The sequence below is a fragment of the Pseudomonas sp. OST1909 genome (assembly GCF_015277575.1).
Classification (GTDB): domain Bacteria; phylum Pseudomonadota; class Gammaproteobacteria; order Pseudomonadales; family Pseudomonadaceae; genus Aquipseudomonas; species Aquipseudomonas synxantha_A.
This window is the reverse complement of sequence record NZ_CP063780.1, coordinates 2,634,839-2,661,172: the sequence shown is the minus strand read 5'-3', so window position 1 is coordinate 2,661,172 and position 26,334 is coordinate 2,634,839. Positions and strand designations below refer to the sequence as shown.

Sequence of the window (26,334 nt, the reverse complement as noted above, 5' to 3'; positions counted from 1 at the left end):
CTTAGTCATGGACCCATTCAACCTGCGCAGGCATCATAGAAGTTGAAGTCAACTTCAAGTCAATGGTCTGTCTATGGATATCACCGAGGTCGTCAAACGCACGGGCATTGCTGCCCATACGCTGCGTTTTTATGAAAAGAAGGGGTTGATTACATCGACCAGCCCGCCCGGTGCTCGCCGTCATTTCGCAGCAGCGGTCGTTGAGCAGTTGGCGGTCATCGCCCTCGGGCGGGCGGGTGGCCTGTCGCTGGACGAGATACACGCCATGCTGTCACCCAATGGCCAGGCCAATGTGGATAGAGCGGTGCTGCTGGCCAAGGCCGACGAGATTGATGCCACGGTCAAACACCTGCAGGCGATGAGCCGGGGCTTGCGCCATGCGGCCGCCTGCCCTGCCCCCAACCACGCACAATGCCCGACTTTTCGCCGCCTACTCACCATCGCAGCAGCAGGAACCTTCAAGCGCGGCAGCGCCGGTCTCGCCAGGGTTCGGCCTGCTCACTCAAACACTGAGGCACTATGATTCGCCACTTTCAACCTGCCGACCTGGAACCCGTCCTGGATATTTGGCTGCAAGCGTCCATCCTGGCCCACCACTTTATCGCCCCCCCCTTCTGGCATGACCAACTGGGCGCCATGCGCGAGGTCTACCTGCCCAGCGCCGTGACCCGTGTGTTTGAAGCCGACGGGAAAGTGCTGGGCTTCAGTTGCGTATATGAAGACACCCTGGCGGCGCTGTTTGTCGCGCCTGAGCATCAGGGCAGTGGTATCGGTACACAATTGCTCAAGGACGCGCAGGCAGCCAGAACCTCACTTCAACTGAGCGTGTATTCGCAGAATGTTCCCAGCCTTCACTTCTACAAGAAGCACGGTTTTACCGTATTCAGAGAGCAACGGGACGAACACACAGGTCACCTTGAAACAGTGATGGGCTGGGCGCCTGATGGATTATTTGACCCACTGCCCTGATTACTCCAACCCGTATTGCACTCGACCTTTCCCATAAACGCCGCCAGCGCCTCCGGATCAGGCAACGGCGCCGCACTGATCAGCACGTTGGGCACATGGCACCACGCAAGCGCGGGCGAAGCGCGTTCGCCCTGACCATAGATCAATACATGACGAATCTGTGGGTTGTCCCTGATGAACCAGAGCAAATCGAATTTCACGCTGTGCGCCAGGGCGGCATTGATGATCAGCACATCCAGCGGCGTATCGCCGAACTCCACAGCACTGAGGACTTCATCCAGCCGGTGTATCGGCGCGATACGGTAATAGCCCAACTGGTTCAACGCCCGCTCGATTTTCAAGCGGTAGAAGTGCTGCCCATCGGCAATCAGAATACGTAGCGCTTTATTGGTCATGTCCCCACCACTCACTGATAAATGATCGTGAAGGTTGCCGACGCATTCGCCGGCCCCGGCGTAACCTTGGCCCCGGTTTGCAGGTAGCGCGCGCGCAGCGGGATGGAATAACTGCTTTCGGTACTCCTGAGGGACAGGCCCGCATTTCGGTTGCTCGCCAATGGCAGGGCAACGCCGTTGCTGGTGGCGACCTGAATGCCGACGCCAGTCGCGGCAGGCGCATTGCCGGCCGTGCTCGGGTCGAGGCTCAGAATGCCGTTGCTTGCATTGATGGCCGTCCGAGCCGGGTCGATGCGGTATTGCAGTGTGTTGTTGACGCGGGTCCCGCTGGTGCCGGTGCCGGTGGGTGAGTTACCGCTTTGTGAAATCCAGCCGGGACCGGTAGTGGAAAACATGCCGTTGAACGCCGGGCAGTCATTCAAGGCGATGGCAAAATCCGTCCAGCCCGTGCTGCTGTTAAGGCCAGTGAATTTATTGACCAGGTGTGTGCCCATGGGCACCGAGACATCCGGTGTACTGCAGGTTCGCGAAACAATCTGGATGCTGCCGGAAATGCCCATCCTGAAGCCGTTCATTCTGGCGTCGCCGAAATTGCCGAACAGACTCACAATCGGCAATGTATTGCCCACCAGCACACCCGGCGTCACCTCGCCAATCTTGATCAAGATCAGCTCAAAGTTCGAAGGCCCGTCAAACGGCACGAGGCATCGCCACCCGGGCGTACACGTGGTCCATGCCTTGGCGCTTTGCCTGGGCAGCAGGCCACCGTTGCTATTGAAAGCAACGCCCAATCCGGGAACGCTGGTTCTGTAGACCTTATTGGCATAGGTGCCAGTGGTCATATTGGCAAGGGCATAGCTGGATTCAACCGTGAGTTCGGTCCACTGTTGATACGGCGCGAAAAGGCACTCAAGCTTGACCGCCTGGCCTGTCGCCATATTGAATCTTTGACGATAGACCTCAGTGCCCACCGGCACATCACGCCCGACGGTGATCGCCGAGATCTGCAACGGCATGGAGCCAACGGCAGGCCGGACACCGTCCATGTAGGAACAGGTGACCGCCATGGCCGTGCCGGCCGAGGCCCACAAGGCCATGCCCAGCAACCCCAGTTTGATAAAAGAACCGATGTTCATAACGCTACCTTTTGCTGGGTGTTGGGCTGCACGCTGTCAGCGACCTGTTTGCCGGCCGCACACACGGCGTCCACTTGTTGCAGCTGTTGCCCATCGCCAGGGCCTGGCGGGATCGTCAGGGCGCACTGCTGCTGCGCCCGGCTGCCCCAATTGACCAGCAAGCGGCGCGTCTCGGGTTTGATCCGCGCATACAGTTGCCCGCCCTGCCCGACCACGCCCACGGTGGCCCCCTCGCCGTCGGTCACCCCCGCGCCGAACGGCAGGCTGCTGCCGTCGTCCAGGCGCACATTGAGCAACACCGCCCGGCCCTGGTTGGTGGTGTATTTGAGGTGCACGACTGCACCGGCACGCGGCGCGGTCTGCTGGCTGGTTTCGCTCAACTCAACGTCCAGGGAACTGCCGATCGGGTCGATCGCCACCTCGTTCAACTCATACGGGCGCAGGTACGGCACCACGGCGTTGCCGCTGCCGTCGAGCCTCAGGCCCGGGTAGCCGGAGACCTTCGCCCCCTCGGCGCCTGGCGCGCTGACCACGGCCATGGTTTCGCCGCGGTAAGGCGTCATGGTCACACCATCGCCATGGGCCACTACCGTACCGCTCGCGCCCACCGATGCGCTGGTATAGCCATCGCCTCGGCCCAGGGCGGCACTGAGCATGGCGCGGGCGCCGGTGTACTGGCCGTTGAGGGCGGCACTCTTGGTGTTGCTGGCGCCGTCATGACCGAAGGTGGCGCCATAGCCATATTGGCGATCCTGGCCGGCAGTGCCGCTGATACCCGCCTGCTCGCTGTAATTGCCGCGAGTGTCACGGCCCAGTTGTGCGGTGACTTGCGGCCCATAGCCCGAGCCGCCAAATTCGAGCGGCATGCTCATGGTCAGCAGAAAACTGTTTTCCATATCGCCCAGGCCCATGCGGCTGCGGTTGGCATTCACGCTGAAACTCACCCGGTTGAACTGCTTGCTGTAGCTGAGCTGGTACTGCACGTCGCTGCCCTGCTGGTTCCAGTAGTTCTGGGCATAGCCGCTGATCGACACCTGGCCCCAAGGCCCGAAGCTCTGGTCGGCGGTGAGTGACAAGCGGCTGCGCGGGCGGCCGAACTGGCTGGTGTCCCAACCGTTTTTCTCGGCATCGAGCAGCTGCACGGCATTGCTGAAATCCAGGTAGTCACGGGTGGAAAAACGGTAGGCCGCCACCGAAAAGTTACTGCCGGTGCTAAGAATGTTCTTGCTGTAGGACAGGCGCATGCTCTGCCCCTTCGCCCGACCGGCAGCCAGGTCGGTCTGGGCGTGTGTCACGTCCACCGCCAAGGCGCCGATCGGCGTGCCGAACGCCAAGCCTGTGAGGACAGCCGCGTAGTGATCGCTCGATTGCACACCGCCGAACCCGGTGAAGGTGTTGTTCAGGCCATATTGCAGCGTGCCTTGCAGCAGGCGCGTCTGCTCGTCAACGAAGTTGTTGCGGGTTTCACCGGCGGTAACGCTGAAACGTGACGTGCCAGGACGCAGCAACTGACTGACCGAGGCATAGGGCACGATAAAGTTTTGTTCGGTACCGTCCGCCTCGGCCACGCTCACGTTGAGATCGCCCCCGTAGCCGGTGGAGTACAGGTCGTCAATCACGAAGGCGCCGGGGGCGACCGTGGTTTCCAGCAGCACGTTGCCGGCCTGGCGAATGGTGACGCGCGCATTGGTGCGGGCGATGCCACGAATAACCGGCGCATACCCGCGCATGGAGTCGGGCAACATGCGGTCATCACTGGCCAACTGCACGCCGCGATAAGACAAGGTGTCGAAGATCTCGCCGCTGGTGTTGGACTCACCCACAGTCAGCTGGCTTTTCAGCGCAGTGATATCGCGTTGGGCGTAGCTGTCCAACGCCTGGTACTGGCTACCGTTGCGCGATTGCCAGCCTACCGATGCATTGTGACGCAAGCGCCAATCGCCAAGGTTGAGGCCGGCATTGAGCCCCAGGAAGGCCGAGTCATTGTTGCCACTGCGGGTGCGGTTGCGATTGGCATTGAAGTTGTAACTGAGCAGGCCTGCGGTGACGCCACGGTCCCACAGTTCAGGGCTGACATAACCCCGCGAATTTCGCTTCAAGGCCGCCTGGGGGATGCTGAGGTCGAGCGCCTGGTTCTCCGGGGAAAAGTTCGCACTGGCACCCTGGATCAAACTGCTCAATGCCGTGCAACCTGGACCGTCAAGCGCCTGGCTGGCTTCGGGCGACAGTTTGGCGATGTTCACGCCCTGGCGCTCAAGCAAACCATGGTCCATGCACACCACCGGCTTGCTGCCGTCAGGCTGGGCCTCGATACGTATGTCCTGGCGACTGTTCAACTGGCCGTTGAGCACAACGTCCGCACGGTACTGCCCAGGGGTCACCGGGTTACCGGCCTGGTATTTGCCGAGGTCGAGATTGCGTGAGTCTTCCGGCAGGAATGCATCGTTGAACTGCACCTCTTGCGCCATCGCGGCGTGTACGCCCCAGGCGCCTGGCGTGACGGCCAGTACCTTGAGTATCAAGCGGGTGAGCGGATTCAGGGCGAAGCGAGGCTGCGCCCCCAGAGGCGGCCTGGAGCGGGAAGAGGTCTGCATAAATGACTCGCGGGTAAAGACGTCAGGAATTGATCAGGGCTTGAGTGCTTTCCGAGTCGGGATCAGCGCGCCGTAATCGTTGATTGCGCTGAACTCCACCTGTGCGCCTGCGGCGGGTGGGGTTTTAAGAGTCGGCAGCGGAAATTGCCGGGTTTGACCCGGGCCCACCATGCCGTCCTCACTGCGCGCGCGCTGACCGCCGGCCACCAGGTCCAGCTCGACCAGCGATACGTGAAACGCCGACGGGTTGAACGCTTGCAGGGCAAGGCCCTGGCCATCGCGGGCCGCAACCAGTTGCCATTGCACCTGCTCGATCGCTTCGCTGGCGGTGCCTGCAAGACCGGTCGGGCGATAGAACAATTTGATCCGCGAACGGAAGGCCATTTGCAGAGTGTTCAGGTCTTCCCCAGCCTCGGGTTTAGGCGGAATTTCCAGCACGTTGAGCCAGAAAACCGACTCCTTGTCCTGGGGCAGCGCTGTCCCTGTGAATAGCACTCGCAGGCTTTGGCCCTTGGTCGGGTCGATACGCGCCACCGGAGGCGACAGCAGAAACGGCGCCTTGGAGCTGGTGGGGGTGGACTCCACACTGCCGGTGTCAATCCACGCTTGCATCAACGCGGGTTGAGTACCGTTGTTATTGAGTTTTACCGTGACTTCTTTCTGGTCCGCCGGGTAGATCACGCGGGTACCGGTGATCACTACACCTGCCAGCGCCTGGGAACACCCAAGTGCCACAAGGCTTGCCAGAAGCAATTGTTTAAATGCAAGTATGCAAGGCATGACTTAGTCCCAATGCCGCCCCGAAAACACGCCCTTTAAATAAACAACAGGGCGTGCCTTCATTACCGGCGACTTACTGATAATTGATGGAGTAAGTCACGTTGCTGATAACGGTGCCCGGCGTGGTCGCGGCCTGGGCATAGTACTGAACTGCGTATGGCAGGTCTGCGCTGAGTGAGGTGGCATCGATGTCGATACGGCTGGTGGACGCCACTTGTGCGGTGTCACCGGCTTTGATGGCCTTGCCATTGGATGCGTCGACCAATTGCAGTTGGACCTTGGTGGCACCACCGCCGATGTTCTTCAAGTTGCCGCTGGCCGGGTCAACCGAGCCGCCGGCTTCAAAGAATGCAGCCGCGGTTTTCAGCGCTGCCGAGCATTTGCTCAACTGAATGCTGAAACCGGTCTGGCCCGCCACCTGACCAGCAGAGGCCAGGGAAGCAGTGGAGATAGTCGGCAGCGTGACGGTGGTGCCTGCCGAGCCGGCCGCCCCATTCACTGCAACCTGGCAGGTCTCGGCCTTCAGTTCACCGTTGAAATTGATGGTGCCATCCGAAGCCATGGCAGCGGAGGTGGCGGTTGCGGCGACCAATGCAGCGAGGACGCGGGCTTTGTAATTCATGAGTAACTCCGAGAGAGCGATATACCAGGTAAGTGAAGAAGTTTCCGGTGCTGGATAACTTCTGTGTTGTTGCGCAGTGAAGTGTAGGGAGTCCGCGCAACACCCAATATAGGAGTGCTCCTAAAAACAACTAAGCCACTCAATATTTTCAACAATTAACGTCTGTTTCGCTCGGCAAAAACTTACGCACTTCAACTTATGTTATTTGTTGGGAGGGTCACTACTTCGTCTATAGGAGTGGTCCTAAAAACCAGGCTGTCGAGGCAAGACGCGTTATTCAATAACCGGCCGCAGCCCAGTCTTGCGCCATAAGATTGAGTTGATCCGCAACCGCTACGGTTGGCCAGTTCACTTCATCGTGCAACAACGACTCGATCCCTTCGGCGCCGGCCGCTATCGCAGTCCAGCCTACCGTCTGTGCAGCCCCCTTTAGCCGATGCGCCGCCTGCAGGGCAACCGGGCGATCACGCAGGGCAACAGCGCTGAACAGACGGTTCAGATCCTGGCGCAGCGCTTCTTGCTGCCCTTCCCGCTCCTGCCCTGAGACGCTGTGTACCTGCGCCGCTGGTATCAGGACCTGATCGCACCACAGCTCGATCATTTGCTGCAATTTGTCCTGACGCACCGGCTTGCTCAGCACGCCGTCCAGGCCGGCCTCAAAACAGCGTTCAAGATAGTCATTACCTGTTACCTGCGACATCGCAATGATTGGACAATGCCCGCGCTGTTGTTGGCGCTCCACGTCGCGCATAGGGCCGCTCAGGTTGAACGCCTGATGCTCATCGATCAGCACCAGATCGACCCTGTGCTGATTGAATAGCGCCAGCGCCTCGTCACCCTCGACCGCCAGCCGTACGCCCAGGCCAAAATCTTGAAGCAATGCCTGCACTGCTTGCTGATCGGTATATTCGCCTCCCGACACCAGCACCCATAATGAAACCTCCCTGGACGCCGCATCAGGATCTGCTGCCCGCACAGGCGGCTCAAGCGCTCCAGCCCACTCGACGGGCAACCTCACTTCGACCTGGGTGCCGCTCCCCGGGACGCTGCTCAAGGTCAGCTCACCGTGCATCAACTTCACCAAACGGCGACAGATCACCAGCCCCAAACCGGTGCCGCCACTGCGCTTGAATGATTGCCTGGCGCGGGCACAGGGCCGAAACAGAGTAGCTTGCGCCTGGTCGGACAACCCAATGCCGGTGTCGACCACGCGAATCACCGCCTGCGAAGTTACCCCCGGCGGTGCGTCGGGCAACAGCAGCTGCACCTCCACTCGGCCGTGCTCGGTGAACTTGATGGCGTTGGAGATCAGGTTACGCAGCACCTGGGCCACCCGCTGGTCATCAACCAATGCTGAAGCAACGGGGCGTTGACCGGTCAATGTCAACGTCAGCCCCTTTTCCTCGGCATAGACTCGGTAATCATCCACCTGCTGTTGCAGCAATGACCACAGATCCACCGGCTCAAGATTGAGCTGCAATTGCCCGGCCTCCATCTTGGAGATATCCAGCACATCGTCGACCAAGCGCAGCAAGGTATTGGCGCCGGTATTGGCCAGGTCCGCGAGGTGCCGCTGTTGTTCGTCCAGTGGCGTGTGCTCAAGCAGCTCAACCGCCGCCAGCACCGCGTTCATGGGTGAGCGCACTTCATGGCTCATGACCGCCAGGAACATCGCTTTCTCGCGCTCGCGCTGCACGACGCGCCGCCGCTGGACCCGGCTTTGCCACACCAGCGTAATGAGCAACAGCACAATGGCCAGCAACAGCCACAACTCACCCGCGTAATGTTCGGCGATGGACCTGATGGTCGGGATATCCAGGTTCATGTCGGCAAACCAGGCATCGAAGATCGCCTTGCGCTCATCCCCGGTGATGGAGGCCAATGCCTTCTCCAGGATCGACAGCAGGATCTCATCGCTGTCGCGCACTGCCATGCTGACACCGGTGTGCAGTTGCGGCACCACGCCGGATATCTGCAAGACGCCCTGATACTGGCGGGAAAGATACGGGATCAACAACCACTCCGAAGCGATAGCGGCGTCCGCCTTGCCGTCCTTGACCATCGCCATCATGTCGACCGCGTTCTGGGCGGCTATGAGCGTGACCCCTGGGGCCTCTTCACGCAGGAAGGCGCCATAGACTTCGCGCCCCAACATGGCCAAGCGTTTATGGGCCAACTGCTCCAGATTCGCCAGGGGCTGATCGCCAAAACGACTGACGAGGATCGTCGAGCTGGTGTTGTAAGGCACGGTGTAGAGCATCCCACGATCCTGGGCCGGGTCGTCGGAACGACGTCGAGTGGACAATATGTCCACCTCACCGCCGATCAGCATCTCCTTGCGCGCACTGCGCGTGGTGGTCAGCACCGGCTCGAAATGCAGACCGGTACGCAACCCGATCAGCCTCAGGTACTTGGCCGACAGGCCGCGCAATTGGCCGCCGCTCATGTATTCGAATGGCAGCAGGTCCTCGAACACCCCCACACGCAGTACCGGATGGGCAGCGATCCAGTCCACCTCCTGCTGCGTCAACGTCATCGGTGGCGAACTGGCGTATACGCCTACCGACGCCGGAAGGCACACCAATGCCAGTACCAGCAGCAGGCGCCTCATCAGCGCGCCGTCCGCTGCGCACGCGTCGCCGGCAGTATGTCGAGCACTGTATCGCCGCTCAACGCGGCCCAATGCTGCAACAACGGCCGCAGGGCTTGGGCGTGCACCGGTCCCCACTCTGTTTCGCCATACAGCAGACGCTCCATGTACTCGGCGGCCTGCGCCAGTGCCGACCACTCCATGATCAACGCCGCACCGTGCAATCGATGAGCCACGTGTTGAGCCGATTCGCGGTCGCACAGGGCGATGGCTTTGACCAGGTTTGCCAGGTCACCGGCCATTTCACGGTTGATTGCGGCTTGATCCAGCAAAGGCGCCATCAAGCTGGTACTGGGGGCGGCCAGCTTGACCCCGCACCAGCGTTCAATGACTTCGCACAGCTGCCCAAGGCGTATGGGCTTGCTCAGCGTCGCGTCCATGCCCGCCTCAATACAGCGTTGAAGATGACGGTCGCCGGTCAGGGCAGAGATCGCGATAATCGGGCTGCGTGTGCGCCCCAGTTGTATTTCCAGGGCGCGCAACCTGCGCACCAGGCCATAACCGTCTTCATCGGGCAAATCACAGTCCATCAGCACCAGGTCGTATACGGCTTCCCTGAACAGCCGCCAGGCTTGCGCGGCGTCGGCAGCGATCACTGGCTGGCAGCCGAATGCACTGATCTGCGCACGCAAAACCTCCTGGTTCGCATAGGTATCTTCCACCACCAGAATCTGCAGGCCGCTTACGGTTGGCAGGGCTGAGGGTGCCGCTTGCGGCATCAAGACCGGTGGCTCCTCGCCGATGCTCACCGGTAAGCGGATAGCCACTGTCGTGCCTGAGCCCTGCTCGCTCGTCAGCGTCAACGTCCCCTGCATCAAACCCACCAGTTGCCGGCAAATCATCAGGCCCAACCCGGTGCCCCCTGTGCGCCGGGAAGACTCTCGGGCCTGGGCATAAGGACGAAACAGGGCGGCCTGCGCTGCGTCTGAAATACCGACTCCACTGTCGCGAACCTCAATCTGCAATTGCGCGGTGCCGTCCGCTGACACCGCTAACGCTACGTCGATGTCGATACCGCCCATGTCGGTAAACTTGATGGCGTTGGATAGCAAGTTATGAAAAATCTGCGTGAGCCGGGAGCTGTCTAGCAACAACAAGGGCAACTGCGCCTGAATATGACAGTTCAAGCTCAGGTGTTTTTCCCGCGCGCGCAGTCGATGCAGCCCGACTACACCTTGAACCAATGCCTCAATGTCGATTGCCTCGACAGCCAGCCTTGGCGGTTTGGCAATTGAGCCGGGCCTGTCCAAAACATCATCCAGCAGCCGCCCCAAGGCGTTGGCACCACTGTTAGCCAGATGGGCCAAATGGCGCTGCTGCTGGTTGAGCCGGGTGTGCCCGAGCAATTCCATTGCCGCCAGCACTGCGTTCATCGGTGAACGGATTTCATGCCCCATCACCGCCAGAAACATGGTTTTTTCCTGCTCGTTACGCACCGCCAGGCGCCGTTGACGCTGGCCTCGATACAGCAGTGCGCACAGGCTGACCAGCACGAGCGCGCCAAGGATCAACACATGCAAATAATGGGCGGCGATACTGGGCAGCGATGGAACATTCAGGTACAGATCCTGGTACCAGCGCCCATACAGCCGGTTGCGTTGCTCGACGGTGATGGAGGCGAACACCTTCTCCAGTATTGAATACAGCATGACCTGGTCTGTACGGGTCGCCATGCTCACATCCAGCACCTGGCTGCCGAGCACACCGGATACTTCCAGAATGCCCTGGAACCGTTGATACAGATAAGGCGTTAGAAAGATGGCTGACGCGATTGCCGCATCGGCACTGCCGTCTTCAACGCTGGTCAGTATCTCCAAGGCTGAAGCGCTTTTTTTGAAAGTGGCCTGCACCCCTTTTCGGCGAAAGATCTGCTGGTAATACGTACCATCGGGTATCGCTACGGTCTTACCATGCAATTGGTCAATATCGAAAACATCGGGGCTCTCGACACGCGTCACAATGACCGGTGAGGTCGATTCGTAGGCAAGCGTTCGAAGCCCCTTGGTAGTGGGTTCAGACCTGAAGCGTAAATAAGACGACAGCAGGTCAACCTGGCCTTCCAGCAACATTTTCTCGCGCTCGGCCAGCGTTTTTCCAGGTACGAACGTGAACTGAAGGCCGGTCGCGGCCGTGACGAATTGCAAATACTCTATCGACCGCCCGCGCATGACTGCGTCGCTGATGTATTCGAAGGGCATCAGGTCTTCGACCACGCCGACCCGTAATACTGGATGCGTCTGGACCCAATCCTTTTGCTCTGCACTCAGCTCGACCGGACCGGCCCTTGCAGCAGGCACCATCATTATCAGCAAGCTACATAACGCCACGGTACACAGCGCCCTTTTCATGGAGTACCGATGATCTTGTTGAGCTTGAACAGCTCATTGTTAGACGTCACCCCAAGCTTGCGGAATGCAGAAGTTTTTTGCGTGCTGATGGTTTTGATGCTGCGATTGAATTTCTCGGCAATTTCACTCACGGTCATGCCTGCCAGATAACAGCGAATGACTTCCTGCTCGCGGCTCGTCAATTCCGCCAGGGCCAGCGCATCGCGCTCCACGTTGGTGCTTTCACGCGTCTCACCCGTGACCGTTTCCGCCAAGCGATAGGTCATGTCGGTGTTCAAATACACGGCGCCCGCTGCGACTTTGCGAATCGCTTTCACCAACTGGCTCATGTCTTCGCCCTTCCCCACAAAACCACGTGCGCCCACGCGCATGGCCAGGCCCACTGTCGCCGGATCATGATGGCTGGACAAGATCAGAATATGGCATTCGGGAAATTTGACGCGCAACGCCCGGATCAGTGATACACCGTCCAACTCATTGGGATTAAGAGAGAAATCCAGCAGTAGTAAATCTGCCGGTGCCGTAACAAGGCCGGCAATCAAGTCGCGACTTTTTTCATAAATGCCAACCACTTCAAAGTTCGCCTCGGCTGCCAACGTATTGGCAAGGCCATGTCGAACGACGGCGTGGTCATCCAATAACGCAATGCGTATGGTTTTCATCGTGATCGTACCCTCTCGGCCCGGCGCGCGCCGCACCGTCGAAACACAGGGATAACTCATCGATACAACGTCTAATACGCACATGAGTATATGCAATAACCGCAAAATGACACGCGCACAGCAGATGAATCCGCACCGCTCAAATTCCTTCGATAATATGCCTGATCCTGAATAACTCATTGTTCGACATCACCCCCAACTTGCGAAATGCGGCGGCTTTTTGCGAACTGATGGTTTTGATACTGCGGTTGAATTTCTCGGCGATCTCGGTGATGGTCATGCCGGCCAGGTAACACCGAATCACCTCCTGTTCACGTGCAGAAAGGCTGACAAAGCGCAGGGCTTCATCCCGGCCGTTAGCCTCGCCGTCATAGCTCACGGCGGTGGCCTCCGCCACGCGGTAGGCCATGTCCGGGCTCAAGTACACGGCGCCTGAGGCCACCAGCCGGACCGCGCAGATCAACTGCTCCATGTCTTCGCCCTTGCCCAGAAACCCGCGTGCGCCCACCCGTAACGCCAGGATTGCGGTCGCTGCGTCATGGTGCGTGGAAAAGATCAGGATCCGGCAGGCTGGAAACTTCACGCGCAGCGCGCGAATCAACGAAATACCATCCAGCTCGCAGGGGCCCAGCACAAAATCCAGCAGCAATATCTCGGCCGGTGCTGTCGCCAGCCCGGTTATCAGGTCACGGCTACGGCTGTACACGCCGACCACTTCAAAATCCGGTTCCTGTACCAGTCGATTGACTAAACCATGTCGTACAATTGCATGATCATCCAGCAAAGCAATGTGTAAACGTTTCATAGATCAAGGAACACTCTTTATAACGAGCAAAAAGACGAGAACAGCAACTTTATTGACTGTTAATTGGTTCTCGACTTCTCAAGCGCAAGTTCGCCAGCCGAGCTGGCCACGCCTCAGCAGCAGGACATTCAAAAGTACTGAACAATTGAAAAATCAGACGATGCGAAACTTAATGCAATTGCATTCAGATGAATATCAGACTGCTCTTAAAAGCGTAGGGCTCACTCAGCCAGCGATGTACCGGGACTGCTCTGTTGAATCACAAAGTTGAGGAAAGCATCGATTTCCATTGGCCGCGCCAAGGCATAGCCTTGTCCGATCCGGCAGCCCAAACGGTGCAGCAGCGGGATCGTCGACTCATCCTCGATCCCCTCCGCCACCAGGCTCAGGTTGAGCAGCCGCGCCCAGTTGACGATGCCGGCGATGACATTGCGCGACGAGGAATGCTGTTCGACACCCCGGACAAACGAGCCATCGATTTTCATCTCGTCAAACGACAGGTTTGCCAGTAAGGCAAAGGTTGCCGCCCCGGTACCGAAATCGTCCATCGACACCTGGAAACCCTTGGCCCGAATCGCAGTTAACGAAGCCGACAGGTGCAGCTCATTGGGTTCAGGGACGTCTTCGGTCAGCTCGATCTTGAGCAGGCGATTGGGCAGCTCTGCCTGGCGCATTCTGGCCGCCAGGCGATCGGCGAAGTTGGGCGTACAAATCGTCTTGGCTGAAGCATTCACGGCGATGGGAATCTGGATGTTCGCGCGTTTGAGCGACAGCATGACCTTGATCGTCCACATCTCCACCAGGCTGAACAACAGCAAATCCAGGCCCAGGCGGTTGACCAAAGGCATCAGTACCGAAGGCGGTACTTCACCAAAGCGTGGGTGCTTCCAGCGCACCAACGCTTCGGCCCCCACAATGCGTCGGCTGAGCAATTCGAACTGCGGTTGAAACACAAAGCGCAGCCCGTCGCCGGTCGTCAGCGCATGGATCACCTCATCTTCGGCCAGGGCGTCGAAGGTGTTTTTGCGTAGCGAGGGGTCGGGTTGCACGCGGGTCAGTACCGTGGCGCGCAATGCATCGCCCAGGTCCAGGGTGCCGCCTTCGCGCACGATCTCGACGAAAATGCCCGCCGCCCTCGCCAAACGGGCATGGGACTCCAGGGCGCTGACGGCGACTCCACCCATGTACTTGACCCACAGCGGCTTGGCCGACCTTTCACGTGCAGACGTACGTGCACCGTCAGCGGCCCCACCCGGCGCGCCCAGCGTGGTTTCGCCCATCCAGAAAATGCCTGGAAACTGGGCCAGTTTGCCTGACTCGTGACGGGCCTTGAGCAAGCTCGGCAACATCAAGCCATCGCCGCATTCAGGGCGAATTTCACACACGATGACATCGACCGGATAATCATCCAGCCACGCTTGCAGCGCATCCAGCGAGTCGACGTTGGCCAGAGGCAGAACGCCCAAGCCACTCAAGGCGGATGCAAGCCGATGTGCGCACGCCGCATCGGATGCCAGCGTGATTACACGTAACGCGCTGAACTCGTTGGGCACGGCGACATTTAGGATCATGACAAGGATTTTCCCGAGACTATTTCTTCAGGGAAAAAGCTTATCAGCGCCAAAAAAGAAACAAATAGGACTGGGACTAAAAGCCAGGGTGGCTGCCATCAGCCTTTATTGAGCCGCATCCGCCCCATCACGCATACGCCGGATATCCCGTAAGGGCGGCGCGCCAAACAGTCGCTTGTATTCGCGGCTGAATTGCGAGGCGCTTTCATAGCCCACCAGGCTGCTCGCCTGGCCTGCGTCCAAGGCCTGATTGAGCATCAGTTGCCGCGCTTCCTGCAGACGCATCTGCTTCTGGAACTGCAAAGGACTCATGCCGGTGATATCGCGAAAATGCTGACGGAATGTCGCTGGGCTCATATGCGCGTGTGCCGCCAGAGCGTCCAGGCTCAAGGCTTGCTTGAAGTTTTTCCTGAACCAGGAAAGCGTCTTCGCCATGCGCTGACGCGGCGTACCGTCGCCGATGATATGCCGCAATTGGGCGCCCTGAGGGCCTGCCAGCAAACGCACAATGATTTCCTGTTGCAGCAGCGGTGCGAGCGACGCAACCAGTTGCGGCTCATCCAGCAGCCTCACCAGTCGCAACAAGACATCCAGCAGCGCCGGCTGCAGCACGTTGACGGAGATAGGTTCGTAGCCGGCCTCGGGCGACAGGGTCGACTCCATTTCGAAGGCCACTTGGGCGATCTGCGCAATGTCCAGGGTCAACATCATGCCCAGCAGTGGCTCGCGTCGTGAGGCGCGTGTGACGTGGGCAGTGACCGGTAGGTCGAAGGTCGACAGCATCAGTTGACCAGGGCCGTAATTGAATAACCTGTCACCGACCATGATGTGCTTGTGGCCCTGGGTAATGATGCCCACGCCCAGGCTGTAGATGCACGGCATCGGCTCGCTGACACCGTGCCGGCGGTGCAACGTCAGCGCGGGCAGCGCCGTTGCAAAGTCACCGTCGGTCCTGGCAAAGCGCTCGATAGCGTTAGACAACTCTGCAATCGGGGACATACCTGCGTCTTTCAATCGAATCACCCTGCCTTGGCGAATTACCTGCCTGAATCGACAAAGGGTAGCAGTAAGTATTGCCGGTAAAAATGCTGATTTGCCCAATCCTGCGGTTCAGGCAAGTAATCGTCATTTTTGTGCAAACGCTGGCCGCGCGGCTCACCTAACCTGCCTGTCTTGCACCGTGAGTTCGCCTGAAGGACCATAATTATGAAAACAGGACTGATCGCCTTTCTCCTGGCGTTGCCCATTTCAAGCATGGCGCTGGCCGACAGCACAGGCGCTCCCCTGCCCGCTGCCGGTAGCGTCAGTAAAGCCGAAGGCTTGAAAGCCTGGCAGCGGATCGAGGCGGTGGTGACGCATCCGCGTTGCGCCAACTGCCACGTCGGCCCCGATAACATTCCCATGTGGACGATAGCCGGCGAGAACAAGACCCGCCCGCACGGCATGAACGTCCACGCCGGCGACTCGCGAATCGGCGTGGAGACCCTGTCTTGTTCAAGCTGTCACGCCAGTTCCGCCACGCCGAACGTCGCCGCACATATGCCGCCCCACGTCGGCCTGCCGTGGCAGCTTGCCCCGGTGGCCTTCGAGTGGTTCGCAAAGACCGGCGCCCAAATCTGTACACAACTGCGAGACCCCAAGCGCAACGGCGGTCGGGATGCGGCGGGCCTGGTCGAGCACCTGCACCATGACGCCAAGGTCGACGGCTTCATTCCCTGGGCCTGGGCGCCAGGGCCTGGACGCTCCACCCCACCCGGCAGCTTCGAGACGCACGTGCAGGACATGACCGTGTGGGGCGCCGCAGGCCAGCCCTGCCCTGAATAAGCCGTTGCAATACTAACGAGTCGGAGAACTCCTTGATGATCACGCTTAATATCAATGACCAGGACATGCGTGTCGACGTCGCCCCCGATACGCCATTGCTGTGGGTGCTGCGCGACACCTTGCAACTGACCGGCACCAAATTCGGCTGCGGCATGTCGCTGTGCGGGGCCTGTACGGTACACCTCAATGGCCAGGCCGTACGCGCCTGCGTTACGCCCGTGTCGGCAGCAACCGGGGCCAGGATCGTCACCATCGAAGGTATCGGCCAGACCCCGACTGGCAAAGTGGTCCAGGACACCTGGCAGCGCCTCGACGTGGTGCAGTGCGGTTATTGCCAATCCGGCCAGATCATGAGTGCCGTGGCCTTGCTGCAAACCAATCGCGCACCTTCCGATACCGACATCGACCGGACCATGGGGGGCAACGTCTGTCGTTGCGCCACCTATGTACGTATTCGTGCGGCCATCCATGAAGCGGCCAAGTCGCTGGCCTGAGCAACGAGGTAATCAGCATGATCCGGTCTATCGAAAACCAAAGCCGCCGTCGCTTCCTCAAGGGTACGGCGGGCCTTACCCTGGCCATGTACTTGCCCTGGTCGGTGGCCGATGGCACCAGCGGCAAAGGCCGCCAGGGCACGTTCGAGCCCAACGCCTTCCTGCGCATCGGCGAGGACAACGTCGTCACCGTCATCTCCAAGCACCTGGAAATGGGCCAGGGGGCCTACACCGGCCTGGCGACCCTGGTCGCCGAGGAGTTGGATGCCGACTGGGCACAGGTGCGCGTGGAAAGCGCCCCGGCCGAATCGCGTTACAACAACTCGCTGTTGGGCATGCAAGGCACTGGCGGCAGCAGTTCCATCGCCAATTCTTGGGAGCAACTGCGTACAGCCGGCGCCACCGCACGCGCCATGCTGGTGTCTGCCGCGGCCTGGTTGTGGAAGGTGCCGGCGCAGGAAATCGAGGTCGCTGATGGTGTGGTTCGGCACCCGGCGTCAGGCAAACAGGCGACACTGGGCCAGTTGGCCAAGCTCGCCGGCGAACAACCGGTACCCGCCGAGGTCAAGCTCAAGGAGCCCGGTGCGTTCAAACTGATCGGGCGCCAGCGCCTTGCGCGCAAGGATTCGGCCGACAAGGTCAATGGCAAGGCGATTTACACCCAGGACATTCATTTGCCTGGAATGCTCACCGCAGTGGTCGCCCATGCGCCGCGCTTCGGGGCCAAGGTGAAATCCTTCGATGCCAGGGCGGCCCTGGCCCTCCCCGGCGTCATGCATGTGGTGCAGGTCCCCAGCGGTGTCGCGGTGGTGGCAAAAGACACCTGGAGCGCCAAGAAAGGCCGTGACGCCCTGACGGTTGAGTGGGACGAAAGCGGCGCGTTCAAGCAAAGCTCCGGGCAGATGCTCGAACGTTATCGCGAACTGGCCAAAACCCAGGGCACAATTGCGCGCGACGAAGGTGACGTCATCGCCGGTCTGGCAGGCGCGGCGCGGACGCTGCACGCCGAGTACGATTTTCCGTTTCTCGCCCATTCGGCCATGGAGCCGATGAACTGCGTGGTCAGCTTGACCAAGGACGGCTGCGACACCTGGCATGGCGCGCAGATGCAGTCACATGTGCAGAAGGTGCTGGCGCAGTTGTTCGACTTGCCACCTGCGCAGGTTCGCGTGCACACGCTGTACGCCGGCGGCAGTTTCGGTCGGCGGGCGAGCAAGGACGCGGACTACGTGCTGGAGAACGCACACATCGTCAAGGCCATCGATGGCAAGGCCCCGGTGAAGCTGGTGTGGCTTCGCGAGGACGACATGCAGGCCGGCCACTACCGACCGATGTATCACCACCGCTTGAGCGCCGGCCTGGATGAGCAAGGCCGACTGATCGCCTGGCAGCACCGCCTGGTGGGCCAGTCCGTATTCGCCGGCTCGCCCTTCGCCGCCTTCATCAAGGATGGCATCGACTCCACCTCGGTAGAGGGCGGGTCGACGCTGCCGTATAGAATCCCCAATCTGCGCGTGGACCTGCACACCCCCGACGATATCCCGATACCGATACAGTGGTGGCGGGTAGTGGGCCATTCCCATAACGCGTTTTCCACCGAATGCTTTTTCGACGAGCTCGCCCAAATGGCCGGGCAGGATCCGGTGGCCTGGCGCCTGGCAATGCTTGAGGGGCACTCCCGTCACCTTGAAGCGCTCAAGCTGGTAGCGTCGAAGGCCGGTTGGGACCAGCCGTTGGCACCCGGCAAACAGGACGAGCGTCGGGGCCGGGGCGTGGCGTTGCATGAAGCCTTTGGCTCGGTGGTAGCCCAGGTGGCCGAGGTGACCGTGCAACGCGATGGTACCTTCAAAGTGGACCGTGTGGTCTGCGCGGTGGAATGCGGCATTGCGGTCAACCCCGATGTCATTCGCGCTCAGGTTGAAGGTTCGGTGGGTTTCGCGCTCTCCGCGGCCCTGCGTGAAGCGATCACGTTGACCGACGGCAAGGTCGACCAATCCAACTTCCACAACAACGAGCCCCTGCGCATCTATGAAATGCCTGAGGTGCTGGTGCATATCGTGCCGTCGGCAAGCGTGCCGTCCGGCATTGGCGAACCGCCAGTGGCACCGCTGGCGCCTGCGCTGGTCAATGCCCTGGCGGCGGCCACCGGCACGCGTATTCGGCGTCTGCCTATTGGTGATCAGTTATCGGTTTGAAGCCTTGTTCAGGAACCTTTTCTCGAATACACAATCTGTGCATTTCCCTTGCGACCTAATTTGAGAACTGCGCGCATGATTCTGAGAAAAGCCTTCCTGTGCCTTTTACTGCTAAGCGCCGGCTTCATCGCTGGCTATGCGGCCAAGCCCACTGCGCAGTTGGAAGTGACGGCGGGCCAACTCATGGAGTGTGGTGAAGTGATGATTCCGACGCTGGGGATGTGAGGTTAGAGCAGACAATCAAGGCCCCGTGGCGTGCAAGGACAATCCATTGCGTCCCGCAGCCTTCGCTGAGTAAAGCGCCTGATCAGCCGCCTCGATCAATCCGAGCACCGGCTCCAGACGCGAACCCGTGCCCGTGGCAATGCCGATACTCAAACTGACGTAACCGAACGGGCTGCCTGGGTGCGTGATGTTTTCGTGCTGCAGCGAGTCAAGGATCCGTTGCGCGACCACCGCCGCGCCTTGGCTGTCGGTGCCGGGCATGATGATCGCCATTTCCTCCCCGCCATACCGCGCCACCAGGTCTGACGGCCGTCGCGCGCATCGTTCCAATAGCCTGCTGACCTTCTGCAAGCAAGTGTCGCCAACCACGTGACCGAAGGCATCGTTGTAGCGTTTGAAATGGTCGATATCGATCATCAGCAACGCCAGCGAGGTACCTTCACGCTGCGCCCGGCGTGCTTCCAGGGCCAGTGTTTCATCGAAACAACGGCGGTTCGCCAAACCGGTCAACGCGTCCTTCATCGCCAGGAACGCCAATTGACGATTGGAATCGAGCAACTGTTGCTGGGCGACGCGCAGCGCCTCTTCCGCCGCGGTTCGCCGGCGAATATCCAGGATCAGGAACCAGCCGATCAGCCCGGTCAGCCCCAGCAAGCCCGCCACCACGACGGCTGACAGTACCGCCTCGATGCGCCACGCCGCGAGGGCTTCATGCTTGCCCAGCGCGACGGTGGTAATCAACGGCAGCGTTTCGCTTTTGCGAAAGGCATACAACCGCTCCACACCATCCAGGCTGGAGGTATGCGCGGTGGTGCCAAAAGGCTGATCGAAATACTTGGCGTAGATAGGCGACTTGGAAAAATTGCGCCCCATGTCCTGTTCACGGAAGGGATAGCGCACCAGCAACGTGCCGTCGGTATAGGACAAGCCGATGGCACCCTCCTGGCCAACGTCAAGCTTGCCGAACACGCGCAGAAAGTTTTCCACCCCCAGCGTCACCGCGACCACCCCGGCAAAATTGCCCGATGCATCATTGAATCGACGGCTGACGGTAACCACCCATTCCTGATTGGCACGGCTCTGAATCGGTGGGCCAATGAACGGCTCGGGGCTCGGATCGTCACGATGATGAATGAAATAGGCGCGATCGCTGCTATTGGCCCCCTCTGGAATCCGCCGGTTGGAGGACATCAACCAGCCGCCCTGACGGTCATACACCGTGATGCCACTGAGCTGCGGCATCAGCGGCTGCTGGCGGTTGATCAGCGCATGGATACGCTCGATTTGCACCGGGCCACTGCCTTCGGTTTCGAGGCGCTCGACCAGGCCCAGCAACAACAGCGCGCTTTGCCGGACGATACCTTCGGTATAGGTATTGAGTGCCTGGGTCAGGTTCAAACCATGCACATCCACTTCCGCCAGCGCGCGCTCACGCGAAGACAGAACCTTCCAGATCGTCAACGAGGTCAGGGAGCAACCAATCACCAACAGCAAAAGCATCACAAGGCGGGTATCGCGCTTCACGTCAGCACCTTAAGGAAGTCCGGTTTCCAGTCCAGCCATCATTCGAACGTCGGCACTTACAGAGGCCACCGGTTTCTGGGCGCAAGCATACAAGCACTCTGCCTGCACTGCAGCAATAGCACCCACAGAAATTTCCTACACCAACTGCCTCACCTCCGCTTGAACCAGACCATACGGCTCACGCCCCACCCTGCTGAAAACTCAACAGCGCCTGCTCAAGATCATCTATCGCGCGTTCAACCTCTGCCACACTCGCCTCAAGTGAAACAACCGAGGCTTCAGGGCCAGTGTAAGCAACCTCCAGGGCCCGGCACCGTTCTACCAGTTGCTCACCTTTAACCACACGGGCAGCGGGCCGATGGCGTTGACCGCGAAGATGCGCTGCATGCGCTCCAGGCTCAGATCCTCCGGACGCGACTGAGTCGCCAGCACGCCGGCATTATTGACCAGTACGTCGAGGCGCCCGAACCTGCGGTCGATGGCCGGGCGGTCGCGGCACCCACTCCGCGACTGCCTCCGGTGATCAGGATCAGCGGTGCCTGCGAGACGTCAATCATTGAAAATACCTCCTTGGGAGATGGCTGTATCAGCCGATGATGAGGGTGCCGCTGGCGATCACCACGCACGCCAGGACCCTGCGCGCGGTAAGGGTTTCGCCAAGAAAAAAGTAGCCAATCAACATCGCGAACAACACGCTGGTTTCGCGCAATGCCGATACCGCGCCCAACGGCGCTTCGTTCATCGCGTAGATCACAATTGCATAGGCCAGCAAAGACACCAGCCCGCCGACCACAGCGGCCAAGGTACCGGGGCGCAGGCTTAATAAACTGCGGGCATCGCGCAGGCCGATGTACACCGCAGGCATCATCACGCCCCACAGCGCACACATCCATACGGTATAGGCCAGCGGCGCACCGGAGAGCCTGGCGCCAATGCCGTCGACAACGCTGTAGGCCGCGATGAAACAGCCCGTTCCCAGCGCATAAGGCAGGCTGGGAACCGACAACCGACGCCCGCTGAAAGCCAGGGAAATAATCGCGCCTGACACCAGTGCAATCCCCAGCAACTCGCCGGGGGCGATGCGTTCTCCGGCAAATACCGCAGCCCCCAGGGTAATCAGCGCCGGCGACGAGCCCCGGGAAATCGGATAGATCTGCCCCAGGTCGCCCACCCGGTAGCTGCGCACCAGGAACAGGTTGTAACCAACATGCAGCAACGCCGAAAGCACTCCATAGCCCCAGCTCTCAATCGCCGGCGTCACCATGAACGTAGCGGCGATGAGACTGGTGAAGGCAATGGCCATGCACATGACAGTCATCGACCATAGCCGGTCGGCACCACCACGCAATAGCGCGTTCCAGCTGGCATGAAGCAGTGCGGCGAACAGCACCAGGAAGATGATATGAGTAGGCATGCGCCATCTTAGGCAAGCCAAGCCCCCGGCTTACAGCGAAGTCTGCTCATCACAGCATGAACAGATACTCATACCTCATTGATCCGCCCGTTGTACTTTCAGCGCCTCGCTCATCAGCCATTGACGAAAGCTGAGGATATGCGGCTGGGTTTCGATGCCCTTGGGGCACACAAAATAGTAGGCAAGCGGTGACGGGAACGGCACATCGAACAGGCGCACCAGGCGGCCGTCACTTATTTCCTGCTCCACATGCCCGCTGCGCACCAACGCGATGCCATGGCCGAGCAAGGCCGCCTCGACGGTCATGTTGGTATCGCCAAACCTGACGCTTTCCCTGAGCGGCGTAAAGGCCAGCCCCACGGCTTGAAACCAGACCTCCCATTTCGGTGCCAGCTCGGCGCCATCGCGGGCCAGCAGCGGGAAGTCCAATAAATGGGCGGGGCTGCCCGGGGTGCCAAGGCGCCGCAACAGTTCGGGGCTGGCCACGGGAAACACCTGCTCGCCGAACAAAAACTCCGAATACAGGCCCGGGTAATTCCCCTTGCCCAGCCGGACCGCGACATCCGCTTGGGCGTCGGAAAAGTGGATGACGTCGTCCGTGGTGTCCAGCGCAACCAGCAGCTCGGGGTGCTGGCGAGCGAGGTTCGGCAAGCGTGGCAGCAGCCATTTCAAGGCAAAGGAATAAGTGGTGCTGACCTTGAGCCGTACCCTGCCCTTTTGCTCGCGCAGGTCGGCCAGGGTCGCCTCCAGGCTCATGAAGAATTCGCGCACGATGGGCGCCAGCGTAGCCCCCGCCGGGGTCAGGCGTAACGACTGGCCACGCTCGAACAACGCCAGGCCCCACAGCGCTTCCAGGTGTTTGAGCTGGTGGCTGACCGCGCTCTGGGTCACGTGCAACTCCTGCGCGGCCGCGGTAAAGGTCGGGTGGCGAGTGGCGGCTTCGAAAGCGCGCAAGGTCGCGGTGGGCGGCAGATCTCTCATAGATAGGGTGTCCGGCAAGTTAGCAGTAAGCGCTGAGCATGAGCATTGACTCATGTTAGCCCTAAAGCACCAGGTTCGCGTATTGCTCCAGCAGCTGCGCCAAGTGCTGATATCCGCTCGCCAGATGAGGCGCACCAAGCCTGCTCAACGACCGGGATGTGCGCCGCGCCTGTGCGGCGCCGATCGCGGGATGATGGGCATATCGTGCAACCCGCCGCGCACCGCTTTGCACGCATCGGGCCACGGGAGATGCCGGCTCAATACCGCTGGCTTTGCGCTGTAGCCGATTCAATTGCTTGCTCAGTTGCAGCGACAAGTAGCCCGCCGGGTCAGCGTGCGGGTGATCAGCGCCAAGCAAACTCTTCAACGTAACTAACCGGTGTTGTTGCTCCGCTTGCCATTGAGCATGATCGATTGTACGTGCCTGGCGTAACAGCAGGCGTGTGCGCCGGTGCAGCGCACGTGTCAATGCGCGTATCTGCCTGGCTGGATCTTTGGGCAGGATCTGAAACGCCAGGAGGCACACAATCATCGCCACGATCCAGGCCAGCGCCTGGTTGGCGAAACCGACGAAATCGTAGGTGGCGGTCATGCCGGTGCTGACCAAGGTGTTGAAGCCGATCAGGTAGGCAACCCCTTGCAGGGCATGGCGCGGCTGGCTCGTGGCATGGATGCCGAACGACCAGAAGCCTGCCATGACCAGCAACAACAGAGGGAAGCCGTTGATCTGTGGCATCAACAGGAATTTGCACAGCGCCGCCGCCACAATCGCGTAAAGCGTGCCGCGGATAAAACCGTTGATACCTTGGGCTGGCGCGGCAGCTGTCGCCACCAGGGTGCAGTACGGCCCCAGCACCGCCAGTAATGTGGGCCCTTGATCCCAGCCGCTGAAATACCAGATCGCACCCGCACTCAGTATGGCGAGCAGTGCCCGGATGCCGTTTCGCGCCGCATCCGCGTAATGGCGGTGATACCCCACGGCGCGTACCGGTGCGCGGCGAGCGTGGTCGAGGCTGGCGAAGTTCAACAGGGCCTCGCCCAAGTCCGCCAGTTGGTCGTCCAAGCGTTCGCTGCGCAACCGCAGGTGTGGGCTTGAGTGGGCGCCATCCTCCACCCAGCGACGCAGTTGCTCCAGTGTCGCGGCCGCGGCGCGAAAGTCGCAGCGAGCCTGCGCCAGGCATTCACTCAGTTGCTGCAAGCCTGTGCTTATGCGGGCGCGCAACGCGGGGTCGATTGCGGGGTCGGGGTCGTCCGGGTGCACGTCGAGCACAGCCGACTGCAGATGCGCCAGGCCGGCCTGAATCGCCAGCTGCCGCGAGCGGATCAGCGACGATTCGCCACGGCCGAGCCCAAGCTGGTCGTCCACCTTGCTGATATCGATCGCGAGCTGGTGCCGTTGTGTCGCCAGCTGCGCAGGCTCTTCGCCCACAAGGCTTGCCGCGAGCAACCGGGCACTGCGCGCGCAGGCGTCGACGAGCGAGCTTCGAACTTTATGCGCCATGGTCTTGGCGCTGAACAGCGTCGCTACCAGGCTCAAGCTGAGCACGCCGAGCGCTACCGCCGTGCCACGGGTGATGATGTGGTCGAAGCCCTGCTCCGGGGCGACGATGGCAGGGCCCAGCGCCAAACACACCGTATAGCCCGCCACCACTGCTGCGGTGGCCTGGTAATGACGCAAAACCGTCATTGCACCGACGCACAGGCCCAGCCATATACCGACGCCCAGTATGAACAACAGCATCTGTTGCGCGAACAGCCCCATCAGCACAAAGGCTGCGACCATGCCGACCAGGGTGCCCAGCATCCGGTACACACCCTTGCCTCGCACTGCCCCTTGGATGGGCTGCACCAGCAACAACACCGTGGACGCACCCGAGAATGGCGAATCCAGATGCAGTTGGAAGCCAAGCCAGAGTGCCAGGCTTGCCGCCAGGATACTGCGCAGCACGTAGGCCAACGTCGCAGACGTCCAGGGCCGAGGGATCGCCGCGAACAAGCGTGTCGCCAGGCCAGTCATCACATGAACGCCTGCAACCATTGGGTGAGTCGCCAGCGCGCTGCGGCGCCCGGCTGCGTCACTTCGACACTGGCGGTCATGCCCGCCGCCAACTCTACCCCGTCCGGCACCTTGTCCAACTCGATGCGCACGGGCACTCGCTGGGCCAGACGAATCCAACTGAAGGTCGGGCTCACCTGGGGCAAGCCGCTGTCGTTGCGCAACTCATTGGTGTCGGCAATGCCTCTGCCCAGGCTTGTTACGTGGCCTTGCAGCAGCGGGTCAAAGCCCATCAGCTTGATCGACACCGGTGCGCCGATGAGTACACCCGGCAGCTTGGTCTCTTCAAAATAGCCCGTGATCCAGAAACTATGAGCGTCGACCACGAACAGGTTGGTAGCACCCGCCTGCGCATAGTCACCAGGCTGCAACCGCAGTTGCGTGACGTAGCCGTCCACTGGCGAACGCACAGTCGTTCGGTCAAGGTCGAGCTGGGCCTGGGCCAACTGGCTGCGTGCCGCGTCCAAACGTGCTTGGGCCACGGCCAAGTCACGCGCTGCGTTGTCGATCTCTTCCCGGGCGATGGCGCCGCCCAGTTGCGCGCGCCGCTTGAACTGCGCACTGCGCTGCTCGAACACACTCCGCGCTTCTGCGAATTGCGCTGCGCGCTGCTGCTGGGTCAATCGATAAGCACGCGTATCGATGCGATAGAGCAAAGCACCCTTTGCCACCCATTGGTTGTCACTGACCCATAATTGATCGATTTGGCCGGACACCTCGGGCGCAATGCGGATCACCTGCGCACTCACCCGCCCATCCCGCGTCCAGGGCGCCAGCACGTAAGCCCGCCAGAGTTGCAGGCAAAACACCAGGGCCAGCACGCCAAGCCCCACGGTGGCGGCAGTTTTAAGCAGTTTGACGATAGACATGCACGGCCTCGCTCAGCAATGGACGACCATCGTCGACACGACGATGAGCGAGACGAAAAAACGCGCCAGCGCCGGGTGCCACGCTCGGTCCAGCCAGCGACCGGCCAGGCGTTCGAGCAGCCGGTAGGCCAGGAGGGACGCACCGAGGTAGATCAACAAGGGCGGAAAGTAGAGGTTGGCAATCGAGATTTCGCTAAGCATGGCAAGCACCGGGATTCGG

The 26,334-nt window shown here is 60.5% G+C and carries 23 protein-coding genes and 1 pseudogene; 6 read left to right on the top strand and 18 right to left on the bottom strand.

Annotated elements, in window-relative coordinates; genetic code table 11:
* The first annotated feature begins 73 nt into the window (after nucleotides 1-73).
* Nucleotides 74-523: a helix-turn-helix domain-containing protein gene (locus tag IH404_RS11755; protein WP_078821007.1), complete on the top strand. Its 450-nt coding sequence runs from the start codon at nucleotides 74-76 to the stop codon at nucleotides 521-523.
* The gene (locus IH404_RS11750; protein WP_078821006.1) at nucleotides 520-969 is read left to right on the top strand and encodes an N-acetyltransferase; all 450 of its coding nucleotides are present in this window, start codon (nucleotides 520-522) and stop codon (nucleotides 967-969) included. Before IH404_RS11755 ends, IH404_RS11750 begins: the two co-directional genes overlap by 4 nt.
* Here the strand turns inward: IH404_RS11750 and IH404_RS11745 are convergent.
* The 11 genes from IH404_RS11745 to IH404_RS11695 all read right to left on the bottom strand — a co-directional run bounded on the left by IH404_RS11745 (nucleotide 912) and on the right by IH404_RS11695 (nucleotide 15,531).
* Nucleotides 912-1,364, bottom strand: a complete 453-nt coding sequence (locus IH404_RS11745) for a response regulator (RefSeq protein ID WP_179119818.1) — start codon at nucleotides 1,362-1,364, stop codon at nucleotides 912-914. The two genes, IH404_RS11750 and IH404_RS11745, sit on opposite strands and share 58 nt — an antisense overlap.
* 11 nt (nucleotides 1,365-1,375) lie before the next feature.
* The gene (locus IH404_RS11740) at nucleotides 1,376-2,500 is read right to left on the bottom strand and encodes a fimbrial protein (RefSeq protein WP_194440462.1); all 1,125 of its coding nucleotides are present in this window, start codon (nucleotides 2,498-2,500) and stop codon (nucleotides 1,376-1,378) included.
* On the bottom strand, nucleotides 2,497-5,094 hold the full coding sequence (locus IH404_RS11735; RefSeq protein WP_194440461.1) for a fimbria/pilus outer membrane usher protein: 2,598 nt from the start codon (nucleotides 5,092-5,094) through the stop codon (nucleotides 2,497-2,499). The genes IH404_RS11740 and IH404_RS11735 overlap by 4 nt, the downstream gene beginning before the upstream one ends.
* Nucleotides 5,095-5,127: 33 nt before the next feature.
* Nucleotides 5,128-5,874 carry a fimbria/pilus periplasmic chaperone gene (locus IH404_RS11730; RefSeq protein WP_078821003.1) on the bottom strand — a complete coding sequence of 249 codons (747 nt, stop codon included), beginning with the start codon at nucleotides 5,872-5,874 and terminating at the stop codon, nucleotides 5,128-5,130.
* Nucleotides 5,875-5,947: 73 nt separating this feature from the next.
* The gene (locus tag IH404_RS11725; protein ID WP_078821002.1) at nucleotides 5,948-6,496 is read right to left on the bottom strand and encodes a fimbrial protein; all 549 of its coding nucleotides are present in this window, start codon (nucleotides 6,494-6,496) and stop codon (nucleotides 5,948-5,950) included.
* Between the two features lie 277 nt (nucleotides 6,497-6,773).
* Nucleotides 6,774-9,107, bottom strand: coding sequence for a transporter substrate-binding domain-containing protein (locus IH404_RS11720; RefSeq protein WP_194440460.1), 2,334 nt, complete (start codon nucleotides 9,105-9,107; stop codon nucleotides 6,774-6,776).
* The gene (locus tag IH404_RS11715; RefSeq protein WP_242462657.1) at nucleotides 9,107-11,449 is read right to left on the bottom strand and encodes an ATP-binding protein; all 2,343 of its coding nucleotides are present in this window, start codon (nucleotides 11,447-11,449) and stop codon (nucleotides 9,107-9,109) included. The genes IH404_RS11720 and IH404_RS11715 overlap by 1 nt, the downstream gene beginning before the upstream one ends.
* Before the next feature lie 41 nt (nucleotides 11,450-11,490).
* On the bottom strand, nucleotides 11,491-12,156 hold the full coding sequence (locus tag IH404_RS11710) for a response regulator transcription factor (protein ID WP_078820999.1): 666 nt from the start codon (nucleotides 12,154-12,156) through the stop codon (nucleotides 11,491-11,493).
* A gap of 139 nt (nucleotides 12,157-12,295) precedes the next feature.
* Nucleotides 12,296-12,961 (bottom strand): response regulator transcription factor, encoded by a 666-nt coding sequence (locus tag IH404_RS11705; RefSeq protein ID WP_078820998.1) that lies wholly within the window; start codon nucleotides 12,959-12,961, stop codon nucleotides 12,296-12,298.
* A 221-nt stretch (nucleotides 12,962-13,182) separates the two neighbouring features.
* Nucleotides 13,183-14,532, bottom strand: coding sequence for an EAL domain-containing protein (locus tag IH404_RS11700; RefSeq protein WP_078820997.1), 1,350 nt, complete (start codon nucleotides 14,530-14,532; stop codon nucleotides 13,183-13,185).
* Between the two features lie 105 nt (nucleotides 14,533-14,637).
* A complete protein-coding gene (locus IH404_RS11695; RefSeq protein ID WP_122735686.1) occupies nucleotides 14,638-15,531 on the bottom strand; it encodes an AraC family transcriptional regulator in 894 nt (297 codons plus the stop codon).
* Between the two features lie 207 nt (nucleotides 15,532-15,738).
* Here IH404_RS11695 and IH404_RS11690 point away from each other — a divergent pair, with 207 nt between their 5' ends.
* The 4 genes from IH404_RS11690 to IH404_RS11675 all read left to right on the top strand — a co-directional run bounded on the left by IH404_RS11690 (nucleotide 15,739) and on the right by IH404_RS11675 (nucleotide 19,270).
* Nucleotides 15,739-16,356, top strand: coding sequence for a hypothetical protein (locus IH404_RS11690; protein WP_078820995.1), 618 nt, complete (start codon nucleotides 15,739-15,741; stop codon nucleotides 16,354-16,356).
* 35 nt (nucleotides 16,357-16,391) lie between these two features.
* On the top strand, nucleotides 16,392-16,850 hold the full coding sequence (locus tag IH404_RS11685) for a (2Fe-2S)-binding protein (protein ID WP_078820994.1): 459 nt from the start codon (nucleotides 16,392-16,394) through the stop codon (nucleotides 16,848-16,850).
* Between the two features lie 17 nt (nucleotides 16,851-16,867).
* Nucleotides 16,868-19,045, top strand: a complete 2,178-nt coding sequence (locus tag IH404_RS11680; RefSeq protein ID WP_194440459.1) for a xanthine dehydrogenase family protein molybdopterin-binding subunit — start codon at nucleotides 16,868-16,870, stop codon at nucleotides 19,043-19,045.
* A 75-nt stretch (nucleotides 19,046-19,120) separates the two neighbouring features.
* Nucleotides 19,121-19,270 (top strand): hypothetical protein, encoded by a 150-nt coding sequence (locus IH404_RS11675; RefSeq protein ID WP_164699489.1) that lies wholly within the window; start codon nucleotides 19,121-19,123, stop codon nucleotides 19,268-19,270.
* 15 nt (nucleotides 19,271-19,285) lie between these two features.
* Here IH404_RS11675 and IH404_RS11670 read toward each other — a convergent pair whose 3' ends face one another.
* The 7 genes and pseudogenes from IH404_RS11670 to IH404_RS11640 all read right to left on the bottom strand — a co-directional run bounded on the left by IH404_RS11670 (nucleotide 19,286) and on the right by IH404_RS11640 (nucleotide 26,315).
* On the bottom strand, nucleotides 19,286-20,794 hold the full coding sequence (locus tag IH404_RS11670) for a sensor domain-containing diguanylate cyclase (RefSeq protein WP_194440458.1): 1,509 nt from the start codon (nucleotides 20,792-20,794) through the stop codon (nucleotides 19,286-19,288).
* Between the two features lie 313 nt (nucleotides 20,795-21,107).
* Nucleotides 21,108-21,351: pseudogene (locus IH404_RS27720) on the bottom strand (SDR family NAD(P)-dependent oxidoreductase); the annotation flags it as partial.
* A 29-nt stretch (nucleotides 21,352-21,380) separates the two neighbouring features.
* Entirely contained in the window at nucleotides 21,381-22,208 is an 828-nt protein-coding gene (locus IH404_RS11660; RefSeq protein WP_194440457.1) for a DMT family transporter, read from the bottom strand.
* Nucleotides 22,209-22,283: 75 nt separating this feature from the next.
* On the bottom strand, nucleotides 22,284-23,189 hold the full coding sequence (gene gcvA, locus IH404_RS11655) for a transcriptional regulator GcvA (RefSeq protein WP_005787360.1): 906 nt from the start codon (nucleotides 23,187-23,189) through the stop codon (nucleotides 22,284-22,286).
* Between the two features lie 61 nt (nucleotides 23,190-23,250).
* Nucleotides 23,251-25,206 (bottom strand): FUSC family protein, encoded by a 1,956-nt coding sequence (locus IH404_RS11650; RefSeq protein WP_194440456.1) that lies wholly within the window; start codon nucleotides 25,204-25,206, stop codon nucleotides 23,251-23,253.
* Complete coding sequence (locus tag IH404_RS11645) at nucleotides 25,206-26,114, bottom strand: HlyD family secretion protein (RefSeq protein ID WP_005787357.1); 909 nt, start codon at nucleotides 26,112-26,114, stop codon at nucleotides 25,206-25,208. Before IH404_RS11645 ends, IH404_RS11650 begins: the two co-directional genes overlap by 1 nt.
* Nucleotides 26,115-26,126: 12 nt before the next feature.
* Nucleotides 26,127-26,315 carry a DUF1656 domain-containing protein gene (locus tag IH404_RS11640; RefSeq protein WP_005787355.1) on the bottom strand — a complete coding sequence of 63 codons (189 nt, stop codon included), beginning with the start codon at nucleotides 26,313-26,315 and terminating at the stop codon, nucleotides 26,127-26,129.
* Nucleotides 26,316-26,334: the final 19 nt, after the last annotated feature.